General features: G+C 72.1%; 12 protein-coding genes. 4 read left to right on the top strand and 8 right to left on the bottom strand.

What is annotated here, in order from left to right; genetic code table 11:
• Positions 1 to 8: 8 nt before the first annotated feature.
• Positions 9 to 407: a type II toxin-antitoxin system VapC family toxin gene (locus tag Val02_RS40540; RefSeq protein ID WP_203904656.1), complete on the bottom strand. Its 399-nt coding sequence runs from the start codon at positions 405 to 407 to the stop codon at positions 9 to 11.
• A complete protein-coding gene (locus tag Val02_RS40535) occupies positions 392 to 649 on the bottom strand; it encodes a type II toxin-antitoxin system Phd/YefM family antitoxin (RefSeq protein WP_203904655.1) in 258 nt (85 codons plus the stop codon). Before Val02_RS40535 ends, Val02_RS40540 begins: the two co-directional genes overlap by 16 nt.
• 187 nt (positions 650 to 836) lie before the next feature.
• Between Val02_RS40535 and Val02_RS40530 the strand changes: the two genes are divergently transcribed.
• Positions 837 to 1,292, top strand: coding sequence for a hypothetical protein (locus Val02_RS40530; RefSeq protein WP_203904654.1), 456 nt, complete (start codon positions 837 to 839; stop codon positions 1,290 to 1,292).
• Positions 1,293 to 1,331: 39 nt separating this feature from the next.
• On the opposite strand, the gene Val02_RS40525 is transcribed toward Val02_RS40530, so the two are convergent.
• The 3 genes from Val02_RS40525 to Val02_RS40515 are packed head-to-tail and all read right to left on the bottom strand — an operon-like array spanning position 1,332 to position 4,250.
• Positions 1,332 to 2,426, bottom strand: a complete 1,095-nt coding sequence (locus Val02_RS40525; RefSeq protein WP_203904653.1) for a LuxR C-terminal-related transcriptional regulator — start codon at positions 2,424 to 2,426, stop codon at positions 1,332 to 1,334.
• Positions 2,423 to 3,280 carry a dioxygenase family protein gene (locus tag Val02_RS40520; protein WP_203904652.1) on the bottom strand — a complete coding sequence of 286 codons (858 nt, stop codon included), beginning with the start codon at positions 3,278 to 3,280 and terminating at the stop codon, positions 2,423 to 2,425. Before Val02_RS40520 ends, Val02_RS40525 begins: the two co-directional genes overlap by 4 nt.
• 28 nt (positions 3,281 to 3,308) lie before the next feature.
• On the bottom strand, positions 3,309 to 4,250 hold the full coding sequence (locus tag Val02_RS40515) for an NADP-dependent oxidoreductase (protein WP_203904651.1): 942 nt from the start codon (positions 4,248 to 4,250) through the stop codon (positions 3,309 to 3,311).
• 114 nt (positions 4,251 to 4,364) lie between these two features.
• On the opposite strand from Val02_RS40515, the gene Val02_RS40510 reads away from it, so the two are divergent.
• From Val02_RS40510 to Val02_RS40500, 3 genes are all read left to right on the top strand, one after another.
• On the top strand, positions 4,365 to 4,853 hold the full coding sequence (locus Val02_RS40510; protein WP_203904650.1) for a MarR family winged helix-turn-helix transcriptional regulator: 489 nt from the start codon (positions 4,365 to 4,367) through the stop codon (positions 4,851 to 4,853).
• Positions 4,854 to 4,932: 79 nt separating this feature from the next.
• Positions 4,933 to 6,303 carry an amidohydrolase family protein gene (locus Val02_RS40505; protein ID WP_203904649.1) on the top strand — a complete coding sequence of 457 codons (1,371 nt, stop codon included), beginning with the start codon at positions 4,933 to 4,935 and terminating at the stop codon, positions 6,301 to 6,303.
• A gap of 26 nt (positions 6,304 to 6,329) precedes the next feature.
• A complete protein-coding gene (locus Val02_RS40500) occupies positions 6,330 to 7,148 on the top strand; it encodes a GNAT family N-acetyltransferase (RefSeq protein WP_203904648.1) in 819 nt (272 codons plus the stop codon).
• Between the two features lie 44 nt (positions 7,149 to 7,192).
• Here Val02_RS40500 and Val02_RS40495 read toward each other — a convergent pair whose 3' ends face one another.
• From Val02_RS40495 to Val02_RS40485, 3 genes are read right to left on the bottom strand one after another with little or no spacing between them, the layout of a single operon-like run.
• Positions 7,193 to 7,630, bottom strand: a complete 438-nt coding sequence (locus Val02_RS40495) for a hypothetical protein (protein WP_203904647.1) — start codon at positions 7,628 to 7,630, stop codon at positions 7,193 to 7,195.
• 7 nt (positions 7,631 to 7,637) lie between these two features.
• Positions 7,638 to 8,117 (bottom strand): SRPBCC family protein, encoded by a 480-nt coding sequence (locus Val02_RS40490; protein ID WP_203904646.1) that lies wholly within the window; start codon positions 8,115 to 8,117, stop codon positions 7,638 to 7,640.
• 30 nt (positions 8,118 to 8,147) lie between these two features.
• Entirely contained in the window at positions 8,148 to 9,053 is a 906-nt protein-coding gene (locus Val02_RS40485; protein ID WP_203904645.1) for an SDR family NAD(P)-dependent oxidoreductase, read from the bottom strand.
• Between the last annotated feature and the right edge of the window lie 3 nt (positions 9,054 to 9,056).

Below are 9,056 nucleotides of genomic sequence, written 5' to 3'. Positions count from 1 at the left end.
GCGGCTTGCTAGGGCTTGTCGGCCAGGACGTTGGGGAGATTGCCGAAGCGGGCCTGCGCGTCGTTGGTGATGACGGTGCGGCCTGTTTCGGCCGCGTGGGCCGCGATGATCAGGTCGTGTGCGCCACGAGGTGTCCCGCTGCGTCGTACGTGGGCGAGGAGCCGGGCGTAATGGGCCGCTGTCGCCTCGGTGTAGTCGAGGACGTCGACGGACGAGACGATCGCGGCCAGGGCCCGTGCGCGGTCGGCTGCCCGGGCGGCGGTGTCGGCCAGTTCGATGCCGACGCGGTACTCGGCGATCGTGACTGCGGCGACCGCGAGTTCGTCGTCGTCGAATGTGGTGCGGTCGATCCTTCCGCGTTCGTAGGCGATCAGGACGTTGGTGTCGAGAATCAGGCGTCGGCCCACGGGTCCGTCCGATCGGTCGTGACATACGCCAGAGCGTCGGCGACATCGCGTTCGAAAGCGTCGTCCGGTGGTGGGACCTCGGAGAGCGCAGCGCGGAGGTCGCGGCCGGTACGTCGATGGGCCGGCCGGATCTCGGCGACCGGGCGGTTTCCGCGTGTCACGGTGACGGTCTCGCCTCGCTCGATCGCGTCGAGCAGGTCGGAGAACCGTCGAGATGCCTCGGTGGCGGAGATGGTTCGCATGATTCCAGGCTATCTGATTATCAGATTTCGGTGCGGGCAATGTTGCCTGCCGGGTGCGGCCTTGGGTGAACGTCGGGATCAAAAAGATCGAGGTGGGTCGCAACCTCGGAGGGCGGCTCGGGGTGTAGTCGGGGTCAGTGTTCTTCGCCAGGTGTTCGCACCCCTTGGTTCATGAAGAGGTTTCTCGATGCGTTTGCGCGTTCTTCTGCTCGCCGCGGCTGCCGGGGCCGTCCTGCTGGGCTCGGCCGGATGCCAGGGGCAGGACCCGGCGAAAAGCCCTGTTCAGGCCGCCGGCGGCGCCGCGTCGGCACCCGTCGACGGCACTGCTTCGGGATCCGCCGGCACGGGATCGGGTGCCGTGGCGGAGGCGGGTGTGACTGGGTGTCCGGTGTCCGCGGCCGTTCTGGAGAAGGTCGCCGGTTACCCGGCGGGGTGGCGGATCGATGCGGCCAGTGTCCGTTGCGCGCAGGGCTGGGCCGTCGCCGGCGTGATCGCGCCGTCGCCGCAGCAGCAGGGCGACGGCGTCATCGTCTTCCGGTACGACACCGGCACGAGCGGTTGGACGAAGAAGGCCGAGGGCAGCGCCGTCGAGTGTGCCGCGTTCGACATGCCGCCGAGCACCGGGCTCTGCTCGGCGAACTGAGTTCCGTGCGGCCCGCGCACGGGGGCGGGCCGCACGGGGTCATCGTTCGATCAGGTCGGCGGTGCCGTAGAGCGAATCCTTGTGGTGCTCCGCGAAGAGTTTGGCGACCAGTTCGCCGCGGCTGCTCACGCCGACCTTTCCGAAGATCGCCTTGAGGTAGTCCCGCACGGTGTGCGGCGACAGGAACAGTTCGGCGGCGATCTCCTGACTGGAGAGGCCGCGCGCTATCCCGCGGGTGACCTGCTGCTCCCGCGGGGTCAGCGCGTAGGCCGCCACGATGATCGGCGCGATCTGTTCCGAGCGCGCCGGTTCCACGGTCACCGCTGTCGGGCCGGGGGAGCCGTCCGGCCCGAACAGGCGCGAGGCGTGCAGGGACAGCCAGCGACCGGATGCCGCCCGCAGCCGGATCACCGCGGGGCCCTGATCCCGGCCCAGCGCCACGGCCGTGGCCCGTGCCGTCACCGCGTGCACGGGTGTCATCGAGGCCGGGAAGGCGTTCCATCCGGGGCCGCCGATCTCCTCGAGGAGGCGCTCCGCCCGGGCGTCGAGCGAGAGCAGGTTGCCCCGATCGTCGAACAGCGCCGTGCCCGGACCGTCGGCGGCAGCCGGCCCGCCGCGTTCGACCGCGAACGCGCGAAGCGCTCCCGCCACCACCGGTGCGATCTGCTGGACGTGCGCACGATCGGCGGCGGTGAACGGGGTGCGCAGACGATCGCGGTGCAGAGCCAGTACGCCCCAGGTCGTGTCGCCGAGCCGGAAGGCGGCCCGCAGTTCGTCGCCGTAGCCCTGCGGAGCCAGGAACTCCCGGTAGCGAGCGCTGTTGACGGGCCGGTTCCCCGTGGCGTCGAACAGGGTCGCCACACCCTGCGAACTGCGCGCCACGTCACGGAACAGCAGCACGTCCTCGACCAGGCACTCCCGTTCCCAGTAGGCGGCGCAGTGCGCCGGCTCGATGTTCTCGGCGCGTACCGCGCTGGTGCCCAGCAGGGTGGCCGGATCCGTGGCGAACCACCCGGCCCCGTCGAACGGCACCAGTTCGCGCAGGTGCTCGGAGACGGCCTCGAACAGAGCCAGTTCGGAGGAGGCGCCCCGGCACGCCCGCGCCAGCGCGTCGACCCGCTGCGGGGGCCTCATGCGGGACGCAGCACGTAGTCGTGGACGAGCGTGCGATAGGGCCGGTCGAGTCCGCGGCGCGTGTAGTCGTCGGGATCGTCGTGCCGGGTGGTGGTTTTGACCGCCGACGCCGGAACGGCCCCCTCGACGGTGCTGTCGACCAGGGGATCGCCGTCGAAGTAGATCTGGGTGGTCAGCGGGAGGCAGCCGTCGGCCGTGACGACGGAGTGGATGTGCAGGGGGCGCTCCCCGCGTAGCCGCAGCGCGTTCACCAGCGTGTCGAGTGGGCTGTCCGGGTCCAGGCCGAAGGTCTCGACGCCCGGAACCACGGTGCGGAACTCGAAGCGGCCGGCCGCGTCGGCGACGATCGTGGCCCGGAGATTGTCGGCCGGGACGCCGGAGGAGTCGTTCGGGATGTTGAGCGGCGCGAAGTCGCTGGTGTCGATGCCGGAGTAGATGTTGTCGGCGTCGATCTGCCAGATCTCCAGGGCCGCGCCGGGGACCGGGTCGCCGGCGGTGGTGCGCACGCTGCCGGAGACGATGAGGGGCTCGCCGGGTTCGTCGGGTCGCATCGGCAGCACTGCGGGGCTGTGCAGGAGCGGGGCGCCGGCGATGTAGGCGGAGCCGCGCATCTCCCAATGGCTCGCGCCGTCCTTCTCCGGATGGGCGTAGGCGGCGCCGTCGGTGGCCCGGCGAACGGTCTTGTAGAAGAAGATGCTCGCCGCCGTCAGTTCGCCGGCGTCGGCGACCTGCTGCAGCCAGCTGATCGTGGCCGACAGTTCGTCGAGGGTGACCTGGTGCTTGAGGATGACGTCGTCGACGGCTCGGCGCAGATCGCCGAAGACGATGCGCAGGCGGCTTTCGGGCTCGATCACGTGCGTTCACTCCCTGCGTGGCGCTCGATCAGTGCTCGATGGTGACGACGGTCTTTCCCCTGGCGTGTCCGGCGGCGATCGTCGCGAGGCCGTCGACAGCCTGTTCCAGGGAAAGAACCGTCTGGACATCGACGGCGATGGAGCCGGCGGCGGCCCGCTCGGCGATCGGACCGGTGACCTCACGGGTCGCCCTGGTCATGATTTTGGTGACGGTGACCCCGGCGGCGGCGCCGGCCTCGCTGTCGGGTGCCTGGGCCAGCGTGGACACCCTGCCGCCACGGCGGACGGCGCCGAGCGGGACGTCGGCGTCGGTGCGGCCGAACAGGTTGACGAGCGCGTCGACGCCGTCGGGGTGCGCGGCCCGGACCTGCTCGGCGATCGGGCCGGCCGCCCGGTCGACGACGGCGGTGGCGCCGAGGCCGGTGAGGCGTGCGGCGTCGGTGCCGGTCGCGATCACGGTGACGCCGCGGGCGGCGAGCAGCTGGATCGCGAACGAACCGATGCCGCCGGAGGCGCCGCTGACCAGCACGGTGTGACCGGGTCGCGGGTCGACGGCGTCGACCGCCTGGGTGGCGGCCGCGGCGGCCAGCGGCAGCGCGGCGGCCCGGACGAAGTCGAGGCCGGCGGGCTTGAGCGCGACCGCGGCGGCCGGCAGGAGCGCGTACTCGGCGAGCGTCCCGGCCTGGATCGGCGGCGCGAGGACGACGTGGCCGAACACCTCGTCGCCCGGCTTGACGTGGTCGACACCGGCGCCCACGGCTGCTACGACACCGGCGGCGTCGCGGCCCAGCACCAGCGGGTACTCGTGCGGGATCAGGCCGGCGAGCCATCCGCCGGCGATCGCGTTGTCCATGGGGTTGAGGCCGGCGGCCCGGACCCTGATCAGCACGGTGCCGTCGGTGACGGCGGGGACGGGAAGGTCGCCGATCCGCGGCTTCTCGCCGGCGGACGGAACATGCAGTGCGCGCACGGTGTGCTCCTCGAAATAACTTCAACAGTGAATAAAACCGTACGGCCGAAAAACTTCAACATGCAAGTAAAACGTGCGCCAGGTCACTTCAGCGTGCAAGTTATGCTCCCGGGCATGGAACCTGGCGCGCAGCCCCGCTGGCTGGACCCGGACGAACGCGAGACCTGGCTGGCGCTGATCAAGGTGCTGCTCCGGGTCCCCGCCACGCTGGATGCTCAACTGCAGCGCGACGCCGGCATCAGCCTGTTCGAATACCTCGTGATGGCCGCGCTGTCCGAGGCGCCGGAGCGGACCATGCGGCTCAGTGACCTGGCAGCCCGGGCCGAAGGCACCCTCTCCCGGTTGTCCCAGGCCGTGGCCCGTCTGGAGAAGCGCGGCTGGGTGCGGCGCCGACCCGACCCGAACGACGGCCGGGCCACCCTGGGCATCCTCACCGACGAGGGCTACCGCCAGGTCGCCGGCGGCGCGCCCGCGCACGTGGAGGCCGTTCGTCAGCACGTCTTCGACCCCCTGACCAAGGCGCAGCAGCGCCACCTTCGCGAGATCGCCGAACGCATCAACGCCACCACGGGTCCGGATCGCCGCAAGGCCGACAGGTTCTAGTCGAATCCCCAGGGGTAGCCGACATACCCCCACAAACGGGGGGTGTCCACCCGGGCGGGCACGGTCTGAGGATGGGGGCGTGAAGATTTTCGACCGTAATGGGCCCGCGCAGTGGACGCCGGGCCGGACCGTGGCGTTCAAGGGTGCCAGCGTGATCACGATGGATGCCGGTGCCGGCGACTTCGTCGGCGACGTCGTCGTGACGGGTTCGATGATCGCCGCGGTGGGACCGGACGCCGCCGCGACGCTACCGGCCGACGCGTTGATCATCGACGCCGGCGGCACGGTGATCACGCCGGGGCTGGTCGACGGCCACCTCCACGCGTGGGAGGGTGCGCTGCGCGGCGTCTCGCCGGACAGCGAGATCATGGGTTACCTGAACCTGACGCACACCGTTCTCGCCCCGCTCCTCACGCCGGAGGACGTGGCGATCGGGGAGAAGGTCACCGCCGTGCGGGCCCTCGAGCAGGGGGTCACGACCATCGTCGACAACAACCACAACGTGCGCAGCCTCGAACACGCCCAGGCGGCGGTCGAGGCGCTGCGGGAAACGGGGCTGCGCGCCGTTCTCGCGGCCGGCGTGGGCATGGGGCAGCCCGACGGGCACCTGCACAAGGCCGTCCTGGAGCTGCGCGACCGCTACGCCGGGGATCCGCGCATCGACGTGCGGCTGATGGAGCTGATGCCGTCCGAGGCGGGTCTGCGGTTCGCCGCCGAGAACGGCATCGGACTGGTCGCCGAGACCATCGCCGGCATGGGGGACCTGGACGCGGCGCTGACGCCGGAACTGCTCAACCCCCTGGTCACGCTCAACCACGTGCTCGGCCTGTCGGATGTTCACTGGCAGGCGATCGCGGCCAGCGGCGCCGCCGTCGCGTTGGCGCCCCGCTCCGACCCGCACTACGGGCTCGCCGTCGCCAATCCCGTGCTGACCGCGAACCGGTTCGCCGTGCAGGAGGCGATCAGCACCGACAACGAGTTCGAGTACGGCAGCGACATCCTCGGCGAGATGCGCACCCTGCTGGGTGTCCAGCGCGGCCAGGCGTACGTCGCCGCGCAGGCCGGCAGCGCGGACGCGCCGCGCCCGTACGGGGTTCGCGACGCGCTGCGCGCCGCCACGGTCGGCGGTGCGCGGGCCGCCGGGCTCTCCGGCCGGATCGGGGTGCTGGCGCCGGGCGCCAGGGCCGACCTCACCGTCTTCTCGCTCGAACGCCTGCGGCCGATCGCCTCACACCTCGGCGCGGTGGTCAGCTATGCCGAGTCGCAGGACGTGACCGCGGTCGTCGTCGACGGCGTGCCCCGCAAGTGGGCCGGCGAGGTGCTCGGCGTGGACCGTCGGGAGCTGGTGCGGCAGGCCGAGGAGAGCCGTGACCGGCTGCTGAAGCGGGCCGGCGTCGAGGCCGAGGCCCTGCGCTTCACCGGCGCGCTGGAGCTGCCCGGCGCTCGCTGAGCGGCCGCCGTAGGGGATCCTGGGGCGTGCGCGCGGAGCAGTGGATTCTTACCGAGGACGTCGAGGAGTTTCTCGACCGGGCCGGGGGCTTCCTGCGTTCCCGCCCCACCATGCACCACACGCAGCTGACCACGATCGAGAAGCTGCGCGGCGTCCGGGAGGCCGAGCCGACGGTCTTCGGCCGGTCGGAGTCGGCGGGGCGGGTCCACGCGATCTTCTACCGCCGGCCGACCGGTCGCATGATGCTGTCCCCGCTTTCGCCCGAGGGGTGTGACACCCTCGCCGGCCTCGGCCTCCCGCTCGCGGGCGTCGTCGCCGACCGCGACACCGCCGACGCGTTCGTCGAGGCGTGGCGGCGGCGCACCGGTGCCGCGTCGAGGCGCACGTGGGCGGGACGGCTCTACCGGCTGGGCACGCTCGCCCCGCCGGAGCCGTTCCCGCCGGGGCGGGGCGTGCTCGGGCGCGACCGTGCGCGGATCGTCCGCTGGTGCGATGAGTTCATGGCCGGTGTCGGGGAGACCCCGGCGGCGTCGTGGGAGGCGTCGCGCTTCGCCGACAAGCGGTTCACCTTCTGGGAGACCCCGGACGGGGCGCCCGTCTCCATGGCGGGCTCGACGCCGATGGTCGCCGGGATGGTCCGGGTCGACCCGGTGTTCACCCCGGAACGCTTCCGGGGACGCGGCTACGCTGCGGCGGTGACGGTCGCGGTCAGCCGGGCGGCGCGCGATGCGGGGGCGACGGACGTCGTGCTCTTCGCGGATCCGGCCAACGCCACCAGCAACGCGCTGTACCGTCGCATCGGGTTCGCTCCGGTCGCCGAGTTCGTCGGCCACGACTTCGAGTAGCCGTCGTGGACGGCGAAGGGGCGGAAAGAGCGGCCGGGGCGACGTCACGTTCGCCCGGGAGGCGTTTCCCGGGACGCCGATCGCGGCGGCACATGGGTGACGGCGGTGTGCGCGAGGTTGCCGGCCACCCCGCCGGCGAGCATCGCCACCAGGGTGCCCCAGTGGCCCCAACCGTCCACGGCCGCGTGCAGCGGGACGGCGACCGCCGCCGCGGCGGTCAGGCCCGCGCCGACGGCCCACCACCGGTGGCGCACGCCGTCGAGGTGCACCATGACGGCGGGCATCACGACAAGGCTCTGGAGGGCCAGCGGCGACTGGTCGAAGAACGCCAGGAGGGCCCCGCCGAGCACCGACATCGGCGCGAACAGCGCCATCCCGGTCAGCGTCTCGTCGAGCGGCACCGCCCGGTGCGACATGTCCGGCCGGCGCCGGAACGTGCGGCGGAGATTGTCCGTGAAGGTGCGGGGAGGGGCGTCGTCCACCCGGGAATCATGAACGACCGGATCGCACCGCGACAGGCGTCGACGCGTCGGATGTGTGTCCGACGGCCAGATCCTCCAGGCGCCGCAACGCTTCCCGGTTGCGGTAGTGCAGGAGGGTGTCGCCGAGGGCGTTCCGGACGCCGAGCATGGGGCCGTCGGTGAACTCCTCCACCATCGTCACCCGCGTGGCCCGCGGCCCGACCTCCTGCAGCGTGATCCGGACCGTGCCGGCGCCCAGTGGCCACAGGCGCACCTTCAGCAGCAGGTCGCGCCCCGGCTCGCAGGACAGGACGGTGGAGCTGTCCTTGAGCGAGAACGGCCACGGCCCCGCCTTGTGGTGGATGCGCGTGCCCACCGCGGGCCAGTCGGGGGCGACGTCGCGGATGTGCACCGTGCCCACCACCCAGTCGCTGTAGCTCCACCCGTTCGACAGAACGGCCCATACCTGCTGCGGGTCGGCGTTCATCAGCCGCGTCGTGGTCGACATAGGAGTCAGTCTGCCCAGCTGGGGCTCGGTCTAACGGGTGATTCGGCGATAGGCGACGGCCGCCGCCAGGCCGCCGAGCAGCAGTGCGCTGGGCCGGTAGAGGTTTCCCGTGCTGACCGGCGCCCGCCCCGGGCTGAACGCCGCCCGCGCCCCGTACCAGCCCATGCCGCGTTCGGTGAGGCCGGGGGCGATGCGTTGGCCGATGGCCATGGCGTGGCCGAGCGCACCCGCGTACGCCTCGCGACGCGGCCGGCGCAGCACCCGCACGATCGTCGTGGCGACCGTCTCCGGCCGGTACACCGGCGGAATCGGGCGGGGTGTGCGCCCGGTGACGTTGGCGGCGTTCGGGTAGAAGGGCGTGTCGATCGAGGCGGGCAGCACGGTGCAGACGGAGACCGGCTCGTCGCCGATCTCCTGGCGCAGCGTGTCGGAGAGCGCCCGCACGGCGTGTTTGCTGAGGTTGTAGGCGCCCATGAAGGGGGTGGTGACGGCGCCGAGCACCGACGCGACGTTCACCAGCACCCCGCCGCCCGTGGCGCGCATCCGGGGCAGCGCCTCCTGGACGCCGTGCAGGTAGCCGAAGACGTTCACCTCGATGGTGCGGCGCACCTGCTCGACCGGGGCGTCCTCGAGCGCGGCATAGAGCCCGACGGACGCGTTGTTGATCCAGGCGTCGATCCGGCCGTATCGCGACTCGGCCTTGTCGGCCAGCGCCGCCACCGCCGCCCGATCCGTTATTTCCGTGGGAACGTCCAACGCCCGACCACCCGCCGCCCGGCAGCGCTGCGCCACCTCGGCCAGCGCGTCCGGCCCGCGCCCGGCGAGCACCACGGCGGTCCCGTGCCGGGCGAGGGCCTCGGCGGTGGCGGCGCCGATCCCGCCGGAGGCACCGGTCAGCACGACGACGGATTCGGACAGCGGGCGACGCAGCGACATCCC

Origin of the sequence: Virgisporangium aliadipatigenens (assembly GCF_016863615.1) — a bacterium.
Taxonomy (GTDB): domain Bacteria; phylum Actinomycetota; class Actinomycetes; order Mycobacteriales; family Micromonosporaceae; genus Virgisporangium; species Virgisporangium aliadipatigenens.
This window is presented reverse-complemented; position numbering and strand designations above follow the sequence as displayed.

Excerpts from the sequence above, each read along its gene's own strand:
- Val02_RS40535 (WP_203904655.1), bottom strand. The coding sequence starts at position 649 with ATGCGAACCATCTCCGCCACCGAGGCATCTCGACGGTTCTCCGACCTG.
- Val02_RS40510 (WP_203904650.1), top strand. The coding sequence starts at position 4,365 with ATGGAACCTGGCGCGCAGCCCCGCTGGCTGGACCCGGACGAACGCGAG.
- Val02_RS40525 (WP_203904653.1), bottom strand. The coding sequence starts at position 2,426 with ATGAGGCCCCCGCAGCGGGTCGACGCGCTGGCGCGGGCGTGCCGGGGC.
- Val02_RS40490 (WP_203904646.1), bottom strand. The coding sequence starts at position 8,117 with ATGTCGACCACGACGCGGCTGATGAACGCCGACCCGCAGCAGGTATGG.
- Val02_RS40530 (WP_203904654.1), top strand. The coding sequence starts at position 837 with ATGCGTTTGCGCGTTCTTCTGCTCGCCGCGGCTGCCGGGGCCGTCCTG.
- Val02_RS40485 (WP_203904645.1), bottom strand. The coding sequence starts at position 9,053 with ATGTCGCTGCGTCGCCCGCTGTCCGAATCCGTCGTCGTGCTGACCGGT.